A 22,924-nucleotide genomic window follows, 5' to 3' on the forward strand; every position below is an offset into this window, starting at 1 on the left:
TATGACGTATGACAGCATGCAGCATAAAAATTCACACGGATTGCGTGATTTTAGGGAGTTGGCTGAGAGATAACAGGCCGCTTTTATGGCTGCAAGAGGGCAAACCAGAGTGATAAGCTGCCCATACTAAGCAAGGTGCTCAGAAATACCGCTGCGGCGTATAAGGCGCCATCTAGCCGATAGCGTTCGCAAATCACAATGCCAAACACCATGGTGGGCATAGCTGCCAGCAGTACGCAGGCAGTGAGTTGATAGCCATACAGGCCGAGCGCGATGGCAGTATATCGCGCCGCCAATGGTGCAATCAGTAAACCAATCACGCACACAGGCAGCAGCAAAGGAATCAATTTGAGTTTAAAAGTATCCCAGCGGATGCTCATGCCTAGCGCAATCAGCATCAGCGGCACCACACCACCGGCCAAGGTATGTAGCGCGTGGCCGATCATGATAGGCTGCGGAGTGTGGCTGAGGTTGAGCAGGGTGGCTAGCAACAGTGCCCACAACGGTGGCACTTTTAATAATTCTTTTACTGGGTGTGTTTGATGCTCAGACTGGCCATAGCTTTGTGCCATCAGCATACCCAGTGTTAGCAGCACTGGTGTGCAGGCAAACAGGTCAAACTTGAGCACGATTTCGTGTGTCCAGTCGCCCAGCACTTCGCTGGTGACCGGCAGGCCAAGATAGGTGGCGTTAGGAAACGTGGCTGCCAGCATCAATGCGCCTTGTTGGGAGCGTGAAATAGTCACCACGCGCTGCAACAGTTGCAGCGTCAGCCACATGCATAAAGCCGCAACTGACAGGCGACTGAGCGCAGTCATGGCAAAGGCGAGGGTGCTGGCGTCAAACGGTGCCTGCCATAAAATATCCAGCACCAGCGCTGGCAGCAGGATATAAAACACTAGGTCTGTCAGCGCGCGCCGGTGCGACAACGCCGACATATGCCCAGGCGCCAGGCGCTGCCAGAGCATCCCCGCGGCGATCAATAGCGCCATTTGCAACATCACTGCGAGCATGCGTGGCTTACAATCCTAAGTCGCTCAGCCCAGCATGGTCATCCGGGCGTCTGCCCAGTGGCCAGAAAAATTTGCGGTCTGTTTCTTTGATGGGGAGGTCGTTAATGCTGGCATGGCGCTGCATCATGAGGCCGGCCTCATTAAACAGCCAGTTTTCATTGCCGTAGCTGCGATACCACTGGCCGGCATCGTCGTGCCATTCGTAAGCAAAACGCACGGCAATTTTATTGTCTAGAAAAGCCCAGATTTCTTTAATTAAACGGTAATCCAGCTCGCGCGCCCATTTGCGTGATAAAAATCCATGCACTGCTTGGCGGCCCACAGGAAACTCGGCGCGGTTACGCCAAATGGTGTCTTCGGTATAGACCTGAATCACGCGGTCTGGGTCATGGCTGTTCCAGGCATCTTCTGCCAGGCGCACTTTCTGGATGGCAGTTTCTAAAGTAAATGGCGGTAACGGTGGACGGGTTTCCATCAGGTAACTCCTTTGGCTAGCGAATTTAAAAATCGCCCCACAGCGACTGCATGCTCGCAATGGCTGTGAGCGCGGCGGTTTCGGTGCGTAAAATTCTGGGGCCGAGGACGATCGATTGAAAGTGGTGTTGTGTGGCGAGTTCGATTTCAGCCGAGCTTAGGCCGCCTTCCGGGCCAATCAACAACTGAATGGCGCTCGCTGGTTTGCTTAAAGCGGCCAGCCGTTTGGCGCCAATCGGGTTCAGTAATAAATTCAGGTCATTCGGACTTGCGTGCTGGCTAAGCCATTGCGCCAGCGTGAGTGGTGCATGCACGGTGGGCACCACCGCGCGGCCGCTTTGTTCACAGGCGGCAATGGCGACGCCTTGCCAGTGTTCAGTGCGTTTTTCGGCACGGTCGCCCGTTAACTTGGTGACGCAGCGCTCGGTGCTGAGCGGATAAATCTCCGTCACGCCGAGTTCGACGGCTTTCTGGATGGTGTAATCCATGCGGTCGCCGCTGGAAATCCCTTGCAGCAATCGAATCGCAAGTGGTGACTCATTGCTGACTGGCACGCGGCTGAGTACTTCCACCTGGGCGGACTTTTTTTCTATGCTGCTCAGTGCGCATTGGTAATCAAAGCCATCGCCGCAAAACAGGGTCAAGGTATCGCCCACTTTAAGGCGCATCACCCTCACCGCATGTGCCATGGCATTGTCGCTCAGTGCTATTTGCTGACCGACCGTTAATGCCGTCGGGCTATGAAATCGTAAATTACTCATGACTGGCATTGTAACCAAAATGCCTGTGCGCAGGAGATTCACCTTGGCGCTTTAATCACGTACCATCATGGTTTACATTCAATGGCAGGAGCAACTCTGATGGCAAGCATTAGCCCACCCGTATGTGACTTTGGCTGGAAAGCCCCGGCATTCAACTTGCCTGATGTTGATGGCAAACTGGTGAATCTGGAAAGCAGCATGGGCCGTAATGGCCTGCTGGTGATGTTTATCTGTAACCATTGCCCGTATGTGAAAGCGATTTTGCCGCGCCTGATTGCCGATGTGAAAGCACTGCAAGTGCTGGGCGTGAATACCGTCGCCATCATGTCCAACGACCCATCTGATTATCCTGAAGACAGCCCGGAAAACATGAAAAAACTGGCAACAGACCTGGCGTTACCTTTCCCTTATCTGCTGGACGAAACCCAACAAGTGGCCAAAGCCTATGATGCGGTATGTACGCCAGATTTTTTTGGCTTTAACCACCAGTTTGAGCTGCAATACCGTGGTCGTTTTGACGAAAGCCGCAAAGAAACGGCGCCTGACAGCACGCGCGATTTGTTTAAGGCCATGAAGTTGGTGGCGGAGAGTGGGCAAGGGCCCGAGCAACAAATACCGAGTATCGGTTGCTCGATTAAGTGGAAAGAATAACCATTAACCTAGCGAGCCATCAATGCGTGGTTTGCTGAGTATCGGCCAGTAGGTGATGCAAAATAGCCCGAATGCGGCTATCCAGCCGCTGGCGGCTAGCATCACAGATAAGCGGTAAAATTCAGGCAGCAGCATAGGCAAAGATACCCGGCTCAGGGTCGCGAAAATAAGCAGGCCAAATACCCAGCTTACACTGCGTGGTGGGGTGTGGATATTGCGGCCGGTGTGGCCCAGCGCAACGCGCGCCATCATGGCCAGTGTAATCAGGCCTATGCCGCCAATCGCCCAGCAATGGATGGCCAGAATGACCGGGAGATGGGGCGCCAGAAAGCTGGCAGCATAGAGTAGAAACCCCAGGTTGATCAGCCACAAACCACAATAAAAACTCCACAACAGTGGCACTTGCCAAATGCCAGGCGTATGCCAGCGCCATAATCTGAATCCGGCGCTTAAGCTGATAGTGAGCCCTAACACTGCATTGAGTATTTCAGTGTTCATGGTCAGGATATTGATCAGCAAGGCGGCCAGGCACACCATGAGTAAGCGGTCTATCCAGGCTGCATTTTTCAAGGTCACCTCTTCTTTTACGCCGCGCTCAATAAACATCGGCAGGATACGACGGCTGATAACCATAATCAGGCTCACATTGAGCAGCAAGCCTATCCATAGCGCGGCGTGTGCGCCATTACTGGTCCAGCCCAGTGCCTGGGTATAAAAAGCGAGGTTGCCCATGGTGAGGAAAATGATTTTTGATAGCACGCCAAGTTGCCGCCACTGTTTGACTTTAATGATCGGCTGGGCCACGGCAAAAATGAGCCATAGGTTAAATACCAGGTCAAAACTTGCTGCTACCAATATTTGGCCGGGGGCGATGAGCATCACACTGCGGGCAATGGCCCAGCACGCGACTAGACCCAGTAGCGGGCGGCCATGCAGGGTTTGTATGCCGGTCCAGTTTTTAACTGCCGTCAGCAGAAAACCGGCAATCACGGCAAAAGCAAAGCCATATAGCATTTCATGCGCATGCCACTGCGAAGGCGAAATGGTGGGGAGTGCCTGTGGGGATAGTGGCGGCCAAAGTTGAAAATAGCCTGTCATCCAGGCCGTCATCGATAATACGGCAAAGCCTGCGGCCAGCAGGAAAAATGGCCGGAATCCCAGGTTCCATAACGCAAATCTTTGCACGGGCAGTTTGCGGCTGGGCGGGGAGATTTGAATCAGCGGCTGCATAAAAGATGCTCCTTGAGGTCTATGGTCATCAGCATAATTCATTAAAGTTGCATTGTAAATGAAACATATATTAGAATGCACAACATGCAATTAAACAAATTTACCGATATTGGTTTGCGCGTCTTGATGTATTTGTCGCAGTCGCGCTTTGACCAGCAAGTGACCATAGACGAGATCGCCACCACGTTTGACCTGCCGCGTAACCATTTGATTAAAGTGATTACGCGCCTGAACAAGCTGGGCTGGATCAAGGCAACGCGTGGCCGCAATGGCGGTCTGGAACTGAATCCTGAATCACTGCAATTGCGCATAGGTGATATTTTGCGCGAGCTGGAGAATACGACTGAGCTCATTAACTGTGAGAAACCGGTGTGCCGGTTTCACGGCGGTTGCCTGCTAAAAGACGCTTTGCAAACCGGGCTGGAATCTTTTTATGCGCACATGAACCAGCACAGTCTGTTTGATATTGTGAATAACAACACCAGGGAAAAAATTATTGCCATGCACAAAACCCACGCGGCCTAAATCACGCAGCCTAAGTGGGGAGCGGCCTGTTAATGCAGGCCAATTTCTTACATTAAATGTTTCATTTTAAATGCTAGTTAAAAGGAGTTTTTATGTTATCCAGTGCTGCCCGTCCGTATATCCAAGCCAGCGTGCCTGTATTGCAAGCGCATGGTTTAGCGATCACCACCACGTTTTATAGCAATATGTTTCAAGCGCATCCTGAGTTGAAAAACCTGTTTAATATGGGCAATCAGGCTAATGGCAGCCAGCAACAATCGCTGGCCGCGGCGGTGTTTGCATATGCCGCCAACATTGATAACGCGTCGGCGCTGCAACCGGTGATTGACCGTATTGTGCATAAACATGCTGCGGTAGGCATCAAGCCCGCGCATTACCCGATTGTGGGGCGCCATTTGTTGGGGGCCATTGCTGAAGTGCTGGGCGAAGCGGCTACACCACCGCTTATTGCGGCCTGGGATGAAGCCTATTGGTTGCTGGCGGGTGAGTTTATTGCTGCAGAAGCCCGCTTATATCAACGCACCGGATATGCCGCAGACCAATGGATAGACGCGCGCATCACGGAGGTGACGCCCGCCGCAGACGGTATCCTGTCACTTGTGCTGGCAGCAGAAGAGCAGGCATTGCCTGCTTTCAAGGCCGGGCAATATATCAGTGTGGCTGTGACCCTGGCCGATGGCGCACGCCAGATCCGGCAATATAGCCTGTCAGATGCCGAGCAAAAATCCACTTACCGCATCAGTGTGAAACGCGAGGCTGGCGATACGCAAACACCGCAAGGCACGGTGTCTAGCTGGTTACATCAATATGCCCAGGTGGACGGGCAGTTACGCATCAGCCATCCTTATGGCGAATTGACGCCTGTACTGCAAGCCAGCACGCCACTGGTGCTGATCTCGGCGGGCGTGGGTATCACGCCGATGTTGTCCATGCTGAAAACATTGCAGCAAGCGCAGACTAAGCGTGAGGTGTGGTTTTTGCATGCAGCCCGTACCATGCAGCATGTGCCGCATCTGGATGAATTGATGGCAAGCGCCGAGCAATTGTCGTCACTGAATCTGGCTTTGTATATTGAAGATAAACCCGGTTTTGCGACAGAGCGCCTGGTGCGTGAGGGGCATATGCGTGTGAACGAGTGGCCATTCAACGCGGCCTTGAACGCGCAATATTACCTGTGTGGCCCGCTGCCATTCATGGTCGCGCAGTGGCAGGCATTGCTGGCCATGGGCATCCCGCCGCAGCATATCCACCGTGAAGTATTTGGGCCGGAAAGTTTAAATCAGGCAGCTTAGTTGCATGGGCAAACGCAGCAGTATTTGCAAACTGGCGTTAGAATGGCACTCTTTAGAACCGCGCAGGAAAGGAAGCTGGCATGCAAAAACAACTCAAATGGGGCATTCTCGGGGCTGCGCGAGTCAATGAGCGGCTGCTGCCCGCTATTGTCGAGGCCAGTAATTCGCAACTAGTGGCGATTGCCAGCCGTCGCGCAGGCGCTGCCAGGGCGACGCTGGATAAATACGCGCCCAACCTTGGCGGTGTCACCTGTTATGACGACATGGATAGCCTGCTGGCCGATAGCGAAGTGGAAGCCGTGTATTGCCCGATGGCCAACGAAGAGCACGCAGAGTGGGCGCTGAAAGCGATTGCGGCAGGCAAGCATGTGCTGATCGAAAAACCGATGACCACGCGCCTGGCCGATATAGACACCATAGAATCCGCCGCCAAAGCCAAGGGCGTGACCGTGATGGAAGGCTTTATGTACCGCTTTCATCCGCAGCATGCCAAAGTCAAAGCGTTGGTTGGCAGCGGTCTGATTGGCGATGTGCTGTCTTGCCGCGCCAGCTTTTCTTTCCTCATGGCGCCTGCACGTATGTACCGGATTAACCGCGATATGGCCAATGGTGGCGGTGCCATGTGGGATATCGGGCCGTATGCGATTCATGCGCTGCGCTGGTGTTTTGGTGGCGGCGATGCGCCCGCTGAGCCAGTGAATGTCGTGGCTTACGGCAAGCTCAATGCACATGGCGCGGATGTGGTTGCCAGTGGTGTGCTGGATTTTGGGCCGGATGCCCAGGGTCGCGCCCGCTTTGGCCATTTTGATGTGAGCTTTGAGCGTGGCCGCAAAGCCGAGTATGAATTCATTGGCGATAAGGGTTGGATCAAATGCCACAATATGTGGGCGTATCCAGGTGATGATCCAGTGATCAGTTGGGAGGCGGGTGGCAAGTCAGAGACGATTGTCTTGCCCAAAGCCAATCACTTTAATTTAGAGATTGAGCACTTTGCTGATTGCGTGCGCTACGGCAAAGCACCATTGCTGAGTTTTGACGATGCGCGTGGTAATTGCAAGGCGATTGAAGCGGTGATTGCTGCCTTGAAGCGCTAGGGACAAAGGATTTGTGCCATAAAAAAGGATGCCTGAGCATCCTTTTTTATTATTTAGATTTTGCCATCGAGGCCCATTTGATAATACTTGTGCACGATTTTTTCCTGATTTTCTAACAACCAGTCAATGCTAGGCTCATTGCGCAAGGCTTTCTGAATCGCCTTGAAAGTCGCTTCGCGGTGAATATCAAACAGCGCTTTGTGGTCGATTTTTTCTTGTTCCAAAATCGCCGGGCTTAACCACACTGAGACAATAATACCTAAGTCGTTGGCTTTCTCTTTCGGGATATCGCCGCTACGCACCGCATCGAGCACGCCATTAGCAATCGCGCCTTGCACCGTGCCCATCAATATATTGGTATAACGCGGGTCTTTCACCGTCACCTTGCTCACCATCAGTGTCGCCGGGCGCACCATAATGTCGGTATTCATAATCGCCAGCACACGGGTATGGCCTTTGACCTGGTCACCGAGCAGGTTGGCAAATGCCGTGCCCATGGGGCCATTCATTTCGCCAATCGCAACTTCTGGTTCTGCTGCGGTGCCGGGTGGGCCGCCTGCGACCAGTGCTTCACCTACGCGCATGATAATTCGTTCGTCAGACATCATTACTTCCTTTGCTATCAATGTTTTGTCATGGTAGGGGAAACTTGGGTTGAAAGCTACCTTTGCAGGCAGCAGAATGGCCTTTTTTATCGGTTCGCCATCACAAAACCATCCTCAGAAAAAGGTGATTAAGGCTTGAAGAAAAACGGGTTCTAGTGAATAATCTAGCCTTTCCGTAAAAGGCGTGTTTTCTGGCCTTTTTAAAGAATTCAATCAAGGTTTTGCAGCATTTTGTGTAAGACCGCTCACTTTCACTCTAGGGAGATAACAATGGCAACTCGTGTCGACTTGTGCAACGCCATCCGTGCTCTGAGCATGGACGCTGTACAAAAAGCAAACTCCGGCCACCCAGGCGCACCTATGGGCATGGCTGAAATTGCTGAAGTGGTATGGAACCACAATCTGAGCCACAACCCAACTAACCCACAATGGGCTAACCGTGACCGCTTCGTGTTGTCTAACGGCCATGGCTCTATGCTGATTTACTCCTTGCTGCACCTGACTGGTTACGATGTGTCTATCGACGACATCAAAACATTCCGTCAATTGCATTCCAAGTGTGCTGGTCACCCTGAGTACAGTTATGCACCAGGCGTAGAAACCACCACTGGTCCATTGGGTCAGGGTATCGCTAACGGCGTTGGTTTTGCAATGGCAGAAAAACTGCTGGCTGACCAATTCAACAAGCCAGGCCACAACATTGTTGACCACTACACATACGTGTTCCTCGGCGACGGTTGTATGATGGAAGGCGTTTCTCACGAAGCATGTGCACTGGCTGGTACTTGGGGCCTGGGCAAACTGATCGCTTTCTGGGATGACAACGGTATTTCTATCGACGGCCACATTGAAGGCTGGTACACAGACGACACCGCAGGCCGCTTTAAAGCTTACGGCTGGCACGTGGTTTCAGTTGATGGTCACGACCAGGCGGCAATCCAAAAAGCGGTTGACGAAGCGAAATCAGTGACTGACAAACCATCACTGATCTGCTGCAAAACCATCATTGGTAAAGGTTCACCAAACAAATCCGGTTCACACGACTGTCACGGTTCTGCATTGGGCGACGCTGAAGTGGCTGCTACCCGTGCTGAAATCGGTTGGGCGCACGAGCCATTCGTGATTCCTGCTGACGTATACGAAGGCTGGGATCAAAAAGCTAAAGGTGCTGCTCGTGAAGCTGCATGGAACGACAAGTTCGCTGCTTACGAAAAAGCATTCCCAGCAGAAGCTGCAGAATTCAAACGCCGTATGGCCGGCGAATTGCCAGCCAACTGGAAAGCACTGACTGACGCAATCATTGCTGAAACCAACGAAAAAGCTGAGAAATTGGCGACTCGTCAAGCTTCACAAAAAGCCATTACTGCGTTGGCGCCAATCTTGCCAGAGTTCTTGGGCGGTTCAGCTGACTTGACAGGTTCTAACCTGACAGCCGCTAAAGAGTTCAAACACGTGAGCGGTAAAGAGCCAGGCAACTACATCTCTTACGGTGTACGTGAGTTCGGTATGGCTGCGATCATGAACGGTATGGCATTGCACGGTGGCTTGTTGCCATACGGCGGTACTTTCCACATGTTCTCTGACTACATGAAAAATGGTATGCGTATGTCTGCGTTGATGCATCAACGTGTGGTTTATGTGCTGACCCATGACTCTATCGGTCAAGGTGAAGATGGTCCTACCCACCAACCAGTAGAAAACACTTCTGGTCTGCGTTTGATTCCTCGTATGGATGTATGGCGTCCAGCTGACTCTACAGAAACAACCGTTGCATGGGTTGCTGCAGTAGAGCGCACTGAAGGCCCAACCAGCTTGGTATTAAGCCGTCAAGCAGTGCCAGGCATCAAGCACGACAGCAAAGACTTCGAGCTGATCCGCAAGGGTGGCTATGTATTCTCTGACGTCGCTGGCAAGGCTGATGTGATCATCATCGCTAACGGTTCTGAGTTAGATTTGGCGATTCAAGCGGCTGCAGAATTGAACGCTGCTGGTACTAAAGTGCGCGTGGTTTCTATGCCATCCACCAACGTATTCGACCGTCAAGACCAAGCTTACAAAGACAGCGTGTTGACACCAGGCGTTAAACGCGTGGCTGTTGAAGCTGCTCACCCAGACTTCTGGCGTAAGTATGTTGGTCTGGAAGGTGCAGTGGTTGGTATTGATACCTTCGGCGAATCCGCACCAGGCGGCGTACTGTTGAAACACTTCGGTTTCACAGTTGAGAACGTAGTCGCTACTGTTAAATCTGTTCTGTAATTTAAACAGATTCGCAGTATAAAAAACCGCCTCCTTGTGGGGCGGTTTTTTTATGCCCATATATAGGCAAATGCGCAGCGAAAGCGTTTTTAAATCTGTGCAAAGTAATAGGCGTGATCGTTTCACTATTGCGCAATTTTGGCCTGCCTGCTTTGGCCAATCAACAGATCACTGCAACTAAGCAGTGAGCAAGTTAACCTGAACATTTACATGCAGTGCGGGCGTGATATTGGGGCCAATAAAACTGCCAGCCACCGGCGGTACTGATTCCGGGTCCCGCGCGACAGCAACGGCAATATGTTGTGTGCCGGTCACTTGGCCTGAGGTCGGGTCAAAGCCTTTCCAGCCGGTACCTGGCAGATAGACTTCTGCCCAGGCATGCGTGGTGGCGTTGCCAGCCTCGGTGGCGGGGGCATGTAAATAACCGCTGACAAAGCGGCTGGCGAGTCCGAGGTTGCGACAGGCCTCAATAAACAGTGTGGCATAGTCGCGGCAGGAGCCGCTGCCATTGTTTAAGGTGGTAGCAGGCGCTTGCACCCCCGGCGCCTCACGTGCCTGATATCTAAATTGTGTATAAATTGCCTGGTTCAAATTGTTCAGCAACTCCACCGTATTGCGCTGGCCATTGAGCAAGCCCAGTTGTTGCAACCACTGGTTCACACGAAATCCGTCTGGTTCGAAAATCAACCGCTGATAAGCGGCTAAATCAGCCCATTCGGCTTGCGCATAAGCAAACGGATAGTTAGTTGCATAAGCCTCCATCCAGAAATCAAACGGCGCCTCTTCATAATGTTGTATCACAACCTCGCTGGCAATGGTCAGCTTGTCACTGGGTTGTAAAAAGGTGACAGTTGCCAGAGAGTTATCAAAGACATCGCGCGACCAGTGGATATGATAAGACGGTGAAATGGTCAGCAGAGAGGACTCAATACGTAAGTCGTGCCCTTCACGCGGACGTATCAGCAAACAATGTTGTTGCAGGGTCACTGGGGATGAGAACACATACTCGGTCAGATGTTTGATTTTAAGACGTTTCATCAGATGCGCATCCGGTAAATTTAGCCTGGTGGTGCTGTGAGTTGCGTCACGCTGACATGCATCTGTTCAGGATGCAAGGCTGGGCCAAACTGGTTAAAAATGGCAACATCGGCAGCATCGTGGCCATAAGCCACAGTCACACGTCCGCCGCGCGGAAAAGGCTGGGTAGGGTCAAAGGTATACCATCTGCCATTCACATACGCTTCAAACCAGGCATGAAAATCCATGGGATTCAGCTCATGTAAAAATCCCACGACCATCCGAGCGGGAATACACAAGCCACGACACAAGGCGATGCCCAAATGCGCCAGTTCGCGGCAGACGCCCTCACGCTGCTGATTCACTTCGACAGCAGAGAGTTGGAAGTGCGTAGAGTTGGTGTTGTAGCGAACGTTGTGACGTATCCATTGCTCAATCGCCATCACCTGGTCGTAGCCTGGCCGCACATCAGCCACAATCTGCTGACCTAAATTAATCAGCTTGTCAGACTCACAGTAGCGCGAAGGCAGTAAATACGTCAGCACATGATCAGGCAGATGTTGCACATCCTCAAAGGGGGCGCCAGGGGCAGTATCAATCCCATCTGCCGTTAAAATATCCGCCGAGGTGCTGATGCAAAATTGCCCCACAGGGGCCATCAAGCGCTGACAAAGGTTGCCATAGGTATCGGTATATTCCACCACCGGCACACTCGGCGTCAACGTATAGGACTGACGTGCCACCCACTGTTGCTCACCACTGCGCGGTCGCAACATTAAAATAAAGGGGGTAGGGATACTGACATTAAAAAGGATGTTACATTCAGTACGTAGCCACATGCTTGATCCTTATGTGGGGTATTCCTCCCCATTCTAGCCTGCTTTGGCCAAGGCGGGACACAAGTTTTTCTCGCTATGCACGCAGGCATCTATTCAGACGGCTGTATTAAAGGCCCTATGCACTAGCGAGGGGCGGCTCCAGGCAGTGAATTCAAACAATGATTACTATGCTGGTTTTCACCGCTGAAGACGAGATTTCGCAAGACTTGCATGATTTTTTAAATTTGATGGTAGTCTGACGGCCATTACTACTCGCGTATGATATGAAAACTCCCAAAAGATTAGAGCCGTTACTTGAAGATGGCGTGATAGATGCGGTGATCCGCCAGCTAATGAGCGGCAAAGAAGCTACCGTTTATGTTGTACGCTGTGGCGACGAAACGCGCTGTGCCAAGGTCTACAAAGAAGCCAATAACCGTAGCTTTCGCCAAAGCGTCGATTACACCGAAGGTCGAAAAGTTAAAAGTAGCCGTCAGGCACGGGCCATGGCCAAAGGCTCAAAATACGGCAAACAAGCACAAGAAGAAGCCTGGCAGAGCGCAGAAGTTGATGCCTTATATCGGCTGGCCGCTGCGGGTGTCAGCGTGCCAACACCCTATCAGTTTTATGAAGGTGTCTTATTGATGGATTTAGTCACCGACGCCGAAGGAAATGCCGCGCCCAGACTCAACGATGTGGTATTCACCGCAGAAGAAGCCCGCCATCATCACCAATCCTTGCTCAAAGAAGTGGTCCGCATGCTATGCGCTGGCATCGTTCATGGAGATCTGTCCGAGTTTAACATCCTGCTCGGCGCCCATGGCCCGGTGATTATCGACTTACCCCAAGCGGTAGATGCGGCAGGCAACAACCACGCCATGAGCATGCTGGAACGCGATGTTGGCAACTTGGCTGATTTTTTTGGTCAATTTGCGCCTGAGTTAATCAACACGCAATATGGCAAAGAGATTTGGACGCTCTACGCGCATGGTGCACTCACGCCAGAAACCGTACTGACAGGACGTTTTAAACAAGACACCAAGCCAGTAGATTTAAAAAGTGTCGTGCGAGTGATAGATGCCGTGCGTGAGGATGAGGCCAAAAAGCAAATCCGCTTGGCAGAAGCAAAAGCCGCGCTGCCCAAGCCCAAACGACCTTAAACATATGCCGCTAAAATGCGTGCGGATGGCGCATAGAAAGCGCTTTCTTGTGAGGCGGTTTTTTGCACCTGCTATGACACAATTGCTTAGCGCGAAAAGCGAACTAGGTCATTCAATAATAACCTTGTAAAATATAAGGCTTTATTAATTGCCCCACGAAAGTCCGCATGTCCACATTACCCGCCTGCCCACAATGCCAATCCGAATACACCTACGAAGACGGTGACAACTACGTCTGCCCAGAGTGTGCGCACGAGTGGAGCAAGGTCGCAGCCACAGATTCAGACGAAGTGAAAGTCGTACGTGATGCCAACGGTAACGTACTGCAAGACGGCGATACCATCACCGTGATTAAGGACCTTAAAGTCAAAGGTTCTTCGTCAGTGGTCAAGGTGGGCACTAAAGTGAAAAACATCCGCCTGGTCGATGGCGATCATGATATCGACTGCAAAATTGATGGCTTTGGCGCCATGAAGTTGAAGTCGGAGTTTGTGAAGAAGGCTTAGAAAATAGTTTAAATACTAAACTCTGTTACAACTGCTTTAAGAAATTGAATGATATCTTCTTCATGCTTTGTATGTTCTGCGGAGTCCTTAAAAGACTCATAGCATTTATTTTTCGCATCTGCGTCATCTGTAGCTAGTGAATGATTTACTAGCATTTGGAAGTAAGAGTGATGATCTGTATATTGCGCTTCTGCTTCCACATTTGCATTCGGATGTTTTTTTAAATATGCCTTCAATAGAAACTTCTCTGGTGCTTCATATGGATATAAAAACATTACCTTTTCAGACGAGTTTTCATGATAGTTTGAATAGTTAGAGTCGTTTTTATAGTCACCGTCAATTATTGCGCAATATCCAACTTTATTTTTCAATTGGGGAAAGTTTCTTTTATGTCGTTCATAATCAGTTTTAACTTCATTTACTGGCCCAGACTCAATTATGTTAATTAACCTATCAAAATATGCGTGTGTTTGAGCTATTTTAATCATAATCTTTTTAATTAAGTAACTTGCAATATCATCCTCGCAATACAAGTTAATTAATGGGTAACCAATTGCATCCATTTTCGAGAGTGCTGCATGCACAGATATACCTTTAATGACTCTAACTTCATCGCCGTGGCTCTCGATAAATTTTCGTGAGTTTTTTGGAAAAGAAGACAATAAAGAGGGAGAGTGAGTCGTAATAATGAATTGTTTCTTATCTCTCCAAGCAATATATTGAATAATATCTGCTATTTTCCTTAATACTGAAGGATGAAAGCCAGCTTCCAATTCATCAATCAAAACTAATGAATCTTTTGCCGACTCAAAGATATCCTTAAGAAGGTTTATTGCAGACTCTTCACCTGAGGCTGCATTGTAAGTCGAGTAGTAATTTGAGCCCGCCTGTATTGAATAACAAGTTTTATTAATATGTGAACCCATTTCGCTGATTTTCACATTTGATAAATTGAATATATATTCAAATGCTTGTTCAATTTCAATGTTTAGGCGATGGGGATTTGAGGCATTCGCTTTTCTGTATAACGTACTGGAAAAGCTTCTGGCAGGAAGTATTCTTTCTAAATCAATAAGCCTTACTTCACGAACTTTTATTTTTGCATTTGTTCTTTTAGAGCTACTTTTCTTACCAAGTCCGCTCCAAGCTCCACTTTTGGCGAGCCTCTTACCTTCGCCATTAAAGTCTTGCTTTGCAACCCGCCAATCAATTTCATATGAGTAGTCTTTGGTTTCATTTTCCTTTGAGGTGAATGATAAAACATCTTTCCAAGCATGGTTCCTTAATTCGCCCGCTGGAGCAGTTGCATCAATCTTCTTAAACTCTTCGTGACTACAAGCTAAAATTAAAAGTAAGCTTGTTTTTCCAATTTTATTAGTACCACTTATTACTGTTACAGGATGATCAAAACTGAGTTCAATATTGTTTATGTGGCGAAATGAGTTTATCTTTAATTTTTTAATAAAGTGTCGAAAGCTATTTCCAGTGTTATCAAATACTGCAACGTTGCATCTATTTAACTTTTTCTTTGCGTCACCTATGTTTTGTAAGTTTAACGTCACTGATAAGCCTTCGATATTAAGTACTACAAGATAATGATGGTTCTGATTATTCAGTCATCAGGGATTCATGCAAGCTTTATTTATCAAATAAGTGTTTGTAAATATAAAAATATATTATGTTTCTGTAAGTAAAGCAACGCCAGACCAAACGTTCAAAAGCTAAGTTAGCATGAATGAGTATTGGAGTCGCGAGCTCCTAGCTATTCATGGCATCTGGGTCAGGTCTTGCAATCTAGCACGAGCAAAACGTCAGCCACTTCTTTTCTTGAGTTTGCACAATCATATCGCCATATGCGCCTGAGAGGCTGATGTATTGACAGCTGCCCTTTAAGGGATATACTTAAAATATATATTTTTTGAGGGTTGGTCATGAAAACTGCCAAGTTATTTCAAAACGGACAAAGCCAAGCGGTTCGATTGCCCAAGGAGTTTCGTTTTGAGGGTGATGAAGTCATTATCAAGCGTTCAGGGAATGCTGTGATTTTGTTGCCTGCTAACCATTCGTGGGATGTTTTATTGAACAGTCTGCATAAGTTTAGCGACGACTTTATGGATGATCGTGCACAACCAGTGCCACAAGAGCGTGAGGACTTGTTTTAATGAGGCTCATGCTGGACACCAATATCTGTATTGCTTTGATTAAGCAAAAACCTGCTGCTGTACTTAAAAGATTTAATGATTTTCAAGTGGGTGATATTTGTATTTCGAGCGTCACCTTGGCTGAGTTACGTTACGGCGTTGCTAAAAGTCAGTTTCAGGAAAAAAATCAGGCTGCTTTAGATGACTTTATTTTGCCTTTAGAAATTATGGTATTTGATGAGTCTGCGGCAAGCTATTATGGAGCTTTACGCGCAAGCCTCGAAAAAAAAGGCACGCCCATCGGGGCGATGGATTTAATGATCGGTGCGCACGCGCTAAGTCAAAACCTCACGATTGTTACTAATAATGTCAGGGAGTTTAATCGCATCCCTAATTTGGTTGTTGTTGACTGGTTTAATGATTAAACCTATTCCTCAGTTTTAACTCTCAAATATAATCAAGCCAATACTTATATAGGTCATTTTTTCATGCGAACCGAAAACGCTGTTGCACCAAAAACCATTTATCTCAAAGACTACACGCCAGCGCCTTATCTGGCCGAGCAGGTGAATTTGAGTTTTAACCTGTTGCCGGGTAAAACCATTGTCACGTCTGAAGTGAAGTACGTGAAAAACTCGGCGGGTACTTCAAATACTCTGGTGTTGGATGGTGAAGAGCAAACCATTTTGTCGGTGACGGTGGATGGTCAGCCGTTTAGTGAATACACGGTGGCGGATGGACAGCTGACGATTGCGAATGCGCCAGATGCATTTACCTTAATCATCGTCAGCGAGATTGACCCGGCAGCGAATACCGCGCTGGAAGGGTTGTATCAATCGCAAGGTTCGTATTGCACACAGTGCGAGGCTGAGGGCTTTAGGCGCATTACCTATTACCAGGACCGACCTGACGTGTTGAGTGTGTTTACCGTGCGCATTGAGGCGGATGCCAAGGCGACTCCGGTATTGCTTTCAAATGGTAATTTGCATGACTCTGGTAAGTTGGCGGATGGCCGTCATTACACCGTCTGGCACGATCCTTTCCCTAAACCATGTTATTTGTTTGCACTGGTGGCGGGCGATTTGCAGCGCGTGGCGGATACGTTTACCACCATGACGGGCCGCAAAGTGGATTTGCATATTTATGTGCGTGCTGGCGACGAAAGCCAATGCAGCCATGCCATGGAGTCGCTGAAAAAATCCATGAAGTGGGATGAAGAAGTCTATGGCCGCGAGTATCAGTTGGAGCTGTTCAATATTGTCGCGGTGAGCGACTTTAATATGGGCGCGATGGAAAACACCTCGCTCAATGTGTTTAACACTGCGCTGGTGCTGGCGCATCAGGAGACGGCGACCGATAGCGATTTTATGAGTGTGGAAGGCGTGATCGGCCACGAGTATTTCCATAACTGGACCGGTAATCGCGTGACTTGTCGTGACTGGTTTCAGCTCTCACTCAAAGAGGGGTTTACGGTGTTCCGCGATCAGGAATTCAGCGCCGATTTGAACTCACGTGCGGTATTGCGCATTGATGATGTGAATGGTCTGCGCCGTTTGCAGTTTCCCGAAGATGGTAGCCCGCTGGCGCACTCGGTGCAACCTGACCAGTTTATCGAAATCAGTAATTTTTACACCAAGACCATTTACGACAAAGGGGCCGAGCTGATCCGCATGCAGCATACCTTGCTGGGCGCGGAGACTTTCCGTAAAGCCACCGATTTGTATTTTGACCGCTATGACGGTCACGCCGTGACATGTGATGATTTTGTGCAATGCATGGCCGATGCGTCTGGCCGCGACATGTCGCAGTTCTTCCGTTGGTATAAGCAAGCCGGTACGCCGACGCTGCAAGTCAGTAGCCAGTATGACGCTGCGCAGCAAAGCTATACTTTGACATTCAAGCAGTCACAACCCGATACCCCAGGGCAAACCGACAAGCAGCCGATGCATATTCCAGTGGCGCTGGGCTTGCTGGATGCTAATGGTAAAGAGATTCTGCCAACCCGCGTGCTGGAAGTGACAGCCCGTGAGCAAACATTCACTTTCAATGGCATCAGCGCCAAGCCAGTGCCTTCGATTTTGCGTGGCTTCTCTGCACCCGTTAAGCTCGAAACCGATTTAAGCGATGACGATTTACGCTTGCTGCAAGTGCATGACACCGATGGCTTTAATAAGTGGGAAGCGGGCCAGACCTTGGCTCTGCGTACTATCCAGCGTGTGATGGCTGATCCGGCTGCAGATATTGCACAGTTTGTGGCTGATGTCGGCACTTTGATTGAACAAGGCCTAACTGGCAAGGGCGATAAAGCCTTGCTGGCGCGTGCATTGAGTTTGCCGATGATAGGCGTGATTGGTCAGCATTTGCCGGTGATTGATCCTGCCGCGATTGATGCCGCGCGCACGGCTGTGCTTAAGCAAATCAAAAGCACGCATAAAGAAGCGCTGGCGGCTTTGTATGATGCCAACACTAACATCGGTGCTTTCTCTATTACGCCAGAAGCCATGGGGCGCAGAGCTTTGAAGCATGCCGTGCTGGAGATTCTCACAGTGACCAATGGCACTGGTTGCGCCTCGCGCTCGAAAGCGCATTACGATGCCGCGGATAATATGACTGACCGCGTCACTGCGTTGGCTTGCTTGTCTGATAGCAGCCAGCCACAGCGTGCTGAGGTGTTTGCTGACTTTTATGCACGCTTCAAGAATTATCCACTGGTGGTGGATAAATGGTTCTCGCTGCAAGCGATTGCTAACCGTGACCAAATTTTTGACGACCTCGCCATGTTGCGCAATCATCCAGACTTCAATATCAAGAACCCTAACCGCGTGCGTTCGTTGTACTCAGCGTTTGCGATTAATAACCCGGTGAAGTTCCATGATGCTAGCGGCAAAGGCTATGCTTTCTTGCGCGATGTGATTATTGAGCTGAATACCATCAACCCACAAATTGCCGCGCGCATGGTGACACCGTTGCGTGAGTGGAAGCGCTACACCCCTCAATTGCAAGCGCACATGAAAGCCGCGCTGGAAGCCATTCTAGCCACGCCGAATTTGTCTGGAGATGTGTTTGAGATTGTGAGCAAGAGTCTCAATGCTTAATAAAAAAGCGGAGCCAAGTGGGCTCCGCTTTTTTGTATCTCTAATCAGGCGGAAGTTATTTCCCCATCGCTTCACCCAGACGAATGGGTTTGCCTGCATGCCAGCTATCATTAAAGGCGAGTACATTTTTTTCAAATAGCATCACCACGGTAGAACCCAACAAGAAGCGGCCCATTTCTTCGCCTTGTTTTAAGGTGATATTGCGGTCGCTGTAATTCCAATTCACGACTTTGCCTGGGCGCGGTGGGTTGATGATGCGGTCTTTTGCATCGTGCCAAACGGTGGCCATGCTGCCGACGATGGTCGCACCTACCAGCACTAATACAAACTTGCCATGTTGGGCGGATTCAAACGTACACACTACACGCTCATTACGCGCAAACAGGCCGGGCACATTGGCGGCGGTGAGTGGGTTCACTGAGAATAAGTCGCCTGGCACATAAGTCATGCTCACTAGCTTACCTTCGCAAGGCATATGAATGCGGTGGTAGTCTTTGGGGCTTAAATACAGGCAAGCAAAGCTACCGCTATCGAAGTTTGCAGCCAGTGTCGCATCGCCGCCGACCAGTGTCTGAGCGGTGTAATGATGACCTTTGGCCTGGAAAATCTGGCCGTTTTCAATGTTGCCAAACTGGCTGATGGCGCCATCCACTGGACACACAAAGGCGTTGTTTGCCAGCGGCCTGGCATCGGGTTTAAGTGGGCGGGTGAAGAACAGGTTGAAAGTCGCGTAGCTGCTAATATCGCCGTTAAGGGCTTCTTCCATATTGACGTGGTATTTACGCACGAACCAGCCGATAAACGCGGTGGTCAGGCGACCCGCTCGCCAGTGCGCCAGCTTGCCGGCGGTGGCCGTCAGTAATTGTTTGGGGGCGATGTATTGCAGCAGAATGGCGAGTTTCACTTCTATCCCTTTTTAAGCAGTTCCAGTGGGTTGCAGGAACTTGTTTTTATCATGTATTCATTCGTGATTTTACAAATAAAAAAGCACAGGCGATACAACAGCCTGTGCTTTTTGCCTACCGTTGTTTAATTAAACAGCGGTCAGCTTGGTTAAATTCCAAAAATTAGTTTTTGGACTGATCAACCAGTTTGTTTTTCGCAATCCAAGGCATCATGGCGCGCAGTTTGTTACCGACTTGCTCGATGGGGTGCGCAGCGTTCAAACGACGACGTGCAGTCATTTCTGGATAGTTAGTGCGGCCTTCCAGGATGAACTGTTTCGCGTAGTTACCGTTCTGGATGTTAGCCAGGCACTGACGCATTGCCTCTTTAGATTGGCTGTTGATCACTTGTGGGCCAGTCACGTACTCACCGTACTCCGCGTTGTTGGAGATGGAGTAGTTCATGTTGGCGATGCCACCTTCGTACATCAGGTCAACGATCAGTTTCAGTTCGTGCAAGCACTCGAAGTAGGCCATTTCTGGGGCATAACCGGCTTCAACCAACGTTTCGAAGCCCGCTTTAACCAGCTCAACCGCGCCGCCACACAGCACCGCTTGTTCGCCGAACAAGTCAGTTTCTGTTTCTTCACGGAAGTCAGTCTCGATCACGCCACCTTTGGTGCCGCCGTTAGCCGCCGCGTAAGACAAAGCGATGTCTTTGGCTTTGCCGGAAGTGTTTTGGTAAACCGCGATCAATGAAGGTACGCCGCCGCCTTTGAGGTATTCAGAACGCACAGTGTGGCCTGGGCCTTTAGGGGCGATCATGATCACGTCCAGATCGGCGCGTGGCACGATTTGGTTGTAGTGAATGTTAAAGCCGTGGGCAAATGCCAACGCCGCCCCTTTTTTCAGGTTAGGCGCGATTTCAGCATGGAAGATTTCTGCCATGGTTTCGTCTGGCAGCAATACCATCACAACGTCAGCTTCTTTCACTGCGGCTGCGATTTCTAAAGTAGTGTGGCCAGCGCCTTCAGCTTTAGCCCATGAGCCGCCGCCTTTACGCAAACCGATAGTGACGTTGACGCCGCTGTCGCGCAAGTTAGCTGCGTGTGCATGGCCTTGTGAGCCGTAGCCCACGATAGTCACTTTTTTGCCTTTAATGATGCTTAAGTCGGCGTCTTTGTCGTAATAAACGTTCATGTCTGCTTTTGCCTTTCAATACAAATGCTTAGGTATAGTGTAAAAATACTGTCGATTAAACTTTGAGGATGCGGTCGCCACGACCAATGCCGGACGCGCCGGTACGCACGGTTTCCAGAATCGCACTGCGGTCTATGGCTTCAATAAACGCATCCAGTTTGCTGCAAGAGCCGGTAAGCTCAATGGTGTAACTATTGTCGGCCACATCGATAATACGGCCGCGGAAAATGTCGCACATACGCTTCATTTCGTCTTTATGGACGCCGGTGGCTTTGACCTTGACCAGCATCAGTTCGCGCTCAATGTGCTTGCCATCGTTGAGGTCCAGCACTTTGACCACGTCAATCAACTTGTTGAGTTGCTTGATAATTTGTTCAATCACATCATCGGAGCCGGTCGTCACAATCGTCATGCGTGACAGGGTTGGATCTTCGGTGACCGCAACGGTGAGTGATTCAATGTTGTAACCGCGCGCAGAAAACAGGCCGGCCACGCGTGACAGGGCGCCTGCTTCGTTTTCCATCAGCAGTGAAATAATATGACGCATTATTCTTCCCCTTTCAGACGGCTGGCGGTGCCTGGGCTCAATACCATTTCGGACAAGCCTTTGCCGTTTTCAACCATCGGGAAGACGTTTTCAGTTTGGTCAGTTAAAAAGTTCATGAATACAAACTTGTCTTTTTTATCAAATGCTTCTTTGAGCGCGCCTTCTACATCAGCCGGATTGGTGATGTTCATACCCACGTGACCATAAGACTCCGCCAGTTTGACGAAGTCAGGCAGACTGTCCATGTAAGACTCTGAGTAGCGGTTCTCGTAGAAGAACTCTTGCCACTGGCGCACCATGCCCAGATAACGGTTATTGAGCAAGATCACCTTGATCGGCAAGCCATATTGCGCGCAGGTCGACAGCTCCTGAATATTCATTTGGATGCTGCCTTCACCGGTGATACAGGCCACTTGCGCATTTTTATCCGCAAACTGACAGCCCATGGCGTAGGGCAAGCCCACACCCATGGTGCCGAGGCCGCCGGAATTGATCCAACGGCGTGGTTTGTCGAATTTGTAGTATTGCGCTGCCCACATCTGGTGCTGGCCCACGTCAGACGTCACATAGGCTTCGCCTTTGGTGACTTCCCACAGTTTTTGCACCACGTATTGTGGTTTGATCACGGTATCTGAATAGGCGTAATCCAGTGACTGGATGCCGCGCCATTCGTTAATCTGCGTCCACCAGTCAGCGGTATCCGTGGTCTGATTTTCTTCCTGCGACAAGATTTCATTCATGTCAGCCAACACTGATTGCACATCACCCACAATCGGCACATCGACCTTCACGCGTTTGGAGATGCTGGAAGGGTCAACGTCGATATGAATAATGGTACGTTTCTGGCCGGTGAAATGTTTGGGGTTGCCAATCACGCGGTCATCAAAGCGCGCACCTACCGCCAACAATACGTCACAGTGTTGCATCGCCATGTTGGCTTCATAGGTGCCGTGCATGCCCAACATGCCGACAAATTGCCTGTCGGTGGCTGGGTAACCACCCAGGCCCATTAGCGTATTGGTGACCGGGAAGTTAAGCGCTTTTGCCAGTTTAACTAGCTCTACTGCACCATTACCCAATACCAGGCCGCCGCCGGTGTAAATCATGGGGCGTTTTGCACCCAGCAGCAATTTCACCGCTTTTTTAATCTGGCCGCTGTGACCTTTCAAAATCGGGTTGTAAGAGCGCATTTCTACCGTTTTTGGGTAGATAAAGTCAGCAATGTGCGCAGTGATATCTTTAGGGATATCAACCACGACCGGGCCTGGACGGCCAGTTTTCGCAATAAAAAAAGCTTTCTTGATGGTAGGCGCAATGTCTTTAACATGCTTGACCAAGAAGTTGTGTTTTACACAGGGGCGGGTCACGCCAACCATGTCGACTTCCTGAAAAGCATCCATACCAATCGCGGGGACTGGCACCTGACCACTGATCACTACCAACGGAATCGAATCCATATAAGCGGTGGCAATGCCTGTGACAGCATTGGTCGCGCCTGGACCGCTGGTGACCAAGGCAACGCCGACATCGCCGGTTGCACGTGAGTAAGCGTCAGCGGCATGAACGGCCGCCTGCTCATGACGCACCAGAATGTGTTTGAAACCATTCTGTTTATAGAGTGCGTCGTAAATGTGCAAGACCGCGCCACCTGGATA

Annotated in this window: 22 protein-coding genes; 10 read left to right on the top strand and 12 right to left on the bottom strand. The window is 49.9% G+C overall.

Going from position 1 to position 22,924, the window contains the following annotated elements; translation table 11 throughout:
- Nucleotides 1–83: 83 nt before the first annotated feature.
- Genes E6Q52_RS09340 through E6Q52_RS09350 form a run of 3 tightly spaced genes read right to left on the bottom strand, consistent with a single transcriptional unit; the run spans nt 84 to nt 2,248 of the window.
- A complete protein-coding gene (locus tag E6Q52_RS09340; RefSeq protein WP_292821351.1) occupies nt 84–1,013 on the bottom strand; it encodes an AEC family transporter in 930 nt (309 codons plus the stop codon).
- Between the two features lie 7 nt (nt 1,014–1,020).
- Nucleotides 1,021–1,488, bottom strand: a complete 468-nt coding sequence (locus E6Q52_RS09345) for a nuclear transport factor 2 family protein (protein ID WP_292821353.1) — start codon at nt 1,486–1,488, stop codon at nt 1,021–1,023.
- Nucleotides 1,489–1,513: 25 nt separating this feature from the next.
- Nucleotides 1,514–2,248, bottom strand: a complete 735-nt coding sequence (locus E6Q52_RS09350) for a 16S rRNA (uracil(1498)-N(3))-methyltransferase (protein ID WP_292821354.1) — start codon at nt 2,246–2,248, stop codon at nt 1,514–1,516.
- Nucleotides 2,249–2,347: 99 nt separating this feature from the next.
- On the opposite strand from E6Q52_RS09350, the gene E6Q52_RS09355 reads away from it, so the two are divergent.
- Entirely contained in the window at nt 2,348–2,899 is a 552-nt protein-coding gene (locus tag E6Q52_RS09355; protein WP_292821356.1) for a thioredoxin family protein, read from the top strand.
- Nucleotides 2,900–2,902: 3 nt separating this feature from the next.
- Here the strand turns inward: E6Q52_RS09355 and E6Q52_RS09360 are convergent, their stop codons facing one another.
- Nucleotides 2,903–4,129, bottom strand: a complete 1,227-nt coding sequence (locus E6Q52_RS09360) for an NnrS family protein (protein ID WP_292821358.1) — start codon at nt 4,127–4,129, stop codon at nt 2,903–2,905.
- An 84-nt stretch (nt 4,130–4,213) separates the two neighbouring features.
- On the opposite strand from E6Q52_RS09360, the gene E6Q52_RS09365 reads away from it, so the two are divergent.
- The 3 genes from E6Q52_RS09365 to E6Q52_RS09375 all read left to right on the top strand — a co-directional run bounded on the left by E6Q52_RS09365 (nt 4,214) and on the right by E6Q52_RS09375 (nt 7,040).
- A complete protein-coding gene (locus E6Q52_RS09365) occupies nt 4,214–4,654 on the top strand; it encodes an Rrf2 family transcriptional regulator (protein ID WP_292821360.1) in 441 nt (146 codons plus the stop codon).
- Between the two features lie 92 nt (nt 4,655–4,746).
- Nucleotides 4,747–5,946 carry a globin domain-containing protein gene (locus E6Q52_RS09370; protein ID WP_292821362.1) on the top strand — a complete coding sequence of 400 codons (1,200 nt, stop codon included), beginning with the start codon at nt 4,747–4,749 and terminating at the stop codon, nt 5,944–5,946.
- Nucleotides 5,947–6,026: 80 nt separating this feature from the next.
- Nucleotides 6,027–7,040, top strand: coding sequence for a Gfo/Idh/MocA family oxidoreductase (locus tag E6Q52_RS09375; protein ID WP_292821364.1), 1,014 nt, complete (start codon nt 6,027–6,029; stop codon nt 7,038–7,040).
- A 53-nt stretch (nt 7,041–7,093) separates the two neighbouring features.
- Here E6Q52_RS09375 and fae read toward each other — a convergent pair whose 3' ends face one another.
- On the bottom strand, nt 7,094–7,645 hold the full coding sequence (gene fae / locus E6Q52_RS09380) for a formaldehyde-activating enzyme (RefSeq protein WP_019883452.1): 552 nt from the start codon (nt 7,643–7,645) through the stop codon (nt 7,094–7,096).
- Between the two features lie 270 nt (nt 7,646–7,915).
- Between fae and tkt the strand changes: the two genes are divergently transcribed.
- Complete coding sequence (tkt, locus tag E6Q52_RS09385) at nt 7,916–9,901, top strand: transketolase (protein WP_292821366.1); 1,986 nt, start codon at nt 7,916–7,918, stop codon at nt 9,899–9,901.
- Nucleotides 9,902–10,078: 177 nt separating this feature from the next.
- On the opposite strand, the gene E6Q52_RS09390 is transcribed toward tkt, so the two are convergent.
- Together E6Q52_RS09390 and E6Q52_RS09395 are read right to left on the bottom strand one after the other, a co-directional pair.
- Nucleotides 10,079–10,939 carry a transglutaminase family protein gene (locus tag E6Q52_RS09390; protein ID WP_292821368.1) on the bottom strand — a complete coding sequence of 287 codons (861 nt, stop codon included), beginning with the start codon at nt 10,937–10,939 and terminating at the stop codon, nt 10,079–10,081.
- 20 nt (nt 10,940–10,959) lie between these two features.
- Nucleotides 10,960–11,757, bottom strand: coding sequence for a transglutaminase family protein (locus E6Q52_RS09395; protein ID WP_292821370.1), 798 nt, complete (start codon nt 11,755–11,757; stop codon nt 10,960–10,962).
- Between the two features lie 263 nt (nt 11,758–12,020).
- Between E6Q52_RS09395 and E6Q52_RS09400 the strand changes: the two genes are divergently transcribed.
- Nucleotides 12,021–12,896, top strand: coding sequence for a PA4780 family RIO1-like protein kinase (locus tag E6Q52_RS09400; protein ID WP_292821372.1), 876 nt, complete (start codon nt 12,021–12,023; stop codon nt 12,894–12,896).
- A gap of 167 nt (nt 12,897–13,063) precedes the next feature.
- The gene (locus E6Q52_RS09405) at nt 13,064–13,402 is read left to right on the top strand and encodes a zinc ribbon domain-containing protein YjdM (protein WP_292821374.1); all 339 of its coding nucleotides are present in this window, start codon (nt 13,064–13,066) and stop codon (nt 13,400–13,402) included.
- An 8-nt stretch (nt 13,403–13,410) separates the two neighbouring features.
- On the opposite strand, the gene E6Q52_RS09410 is transcribed toward E6Q52_RS09405, so the two are convergent.
- Nucleotides 13,411–14,964, bottom strand: coding sequence for an AAA family ATPase (locus E6Q52_RS09410; RefSeq protein WP_292821376.1), 1,554 nt, complete (start codon nt 14,962–14,964; stop codon nt 13,411–13,413).
- A 369-nt stretch (nt 14,965–15,333) separates the two neighbouring features.
- On the opposite strand from E6Q52_RS09410, the gene E6Q52_RS09415 reads away from it, so the two are divergent.
- From E6Q52_RS09415 to pepN, 3 genes are all read left to right on the top strand, one after another.
- Nucleotides 15,334–15,564: an antitoxin gene (locus tag E6Q52_RS09415; RefSeq protein ID WP_292821378.1), complete on the top strand. Its 231-nt coding sequence runs from the start codon at nt 15,334–15,336 to the stop codon at nt 15,562–15,564.
- Between the two features lie 8 nt (nt 15,565–15,572).
- Nucleotides 15,573–15,968 carry a type II toxin-antitoxin system VapC family toxin gene (locus E6Q52_RS09420; RefSeq protein ID WP_292821380.1) on the top strand — a complete coding sequence of 132 codons (396 nt, stop codon included), beginning with the start codon at nt 15,573–15,575 and terminating at the stop codon, nt 15,966–15,968.
- A 63-nt stretch (nt 15,969–16,031) separates the two neighbouring features.
- Nucleotides 16,032–18,638, top strand: coding sequence for an aminopeptidase N (gene pepN / locus E6Q52_RS09425; protein WP_292821382.1), 2,607 nt, complete (start codon nt 16,032–16,034; stop codon nt 18,636–18,638).
- Nucleotides 18,639–18,693: 55 nt separating this feature from the next.
- On the opposite strand, the gene asd is transcribed toward pepN, so the two are convergent.
- The 4 genes from asd to ilvB form a co-directional block, all read right to left on the bottom strand.
- Nucleotides 18,694–19,542 (bottom strand): archaetidylserine decarboxylase, encoded by an 849-nt coding sequence (asd, locus tag E6Q52_RS09430; RefSeq protein ID WP_292821384.1) that lies wholly within the window; start codon nt 19,540–19,542, stop codon nt 18,694–18,696.
- Nucleotides 19,543–19,705: 163 nt separating this feature from the next.
- A complete protein-coding gene (gene ilvC / locus E6Q52_RS09435; RefSeq protein WP_292821386.1) occupies nt 19,706–20,722 on the bottom strand; it encodes a ketol-acid reductoisomerase in 1,017 nt (338 codons plus the stop codon).
- A gap of 55 nt (nt 20,723–20,777) precedes the next feature.
- On the bottom strand, nt 20,778–21,269 hold the full coding sequence (ilvN, locus tag E6Q52_RS09440; protein ID WP_018987330.1) for an acetolactate synthase small subunit: 492 nt from the start codon (nt 21,267–21,269) through the stop codon (nt 20,778–20,780).
- Nucleotides 21,269–22,924 (bottom strand): biosynthetic-type acetolactate synthase large subunit (ilvB, locus tag E6Q52_RS09445; RefSeq protein WP_292821388.1); only part of this gene is annotated, 1,656 nt, incomplete at its 5' end. The genes ilvB and ilvN, both read right to left, overlap by 1 nt.

This window comes from Methylophilus sp., from assembly GCF_008015755.1.
Classification (GTDB): domain Bacteria; phylum Pseudomonadota; class Gammaproteobacteria; order Burkholderiales; family Methylophilaceae; genus Methylophilus.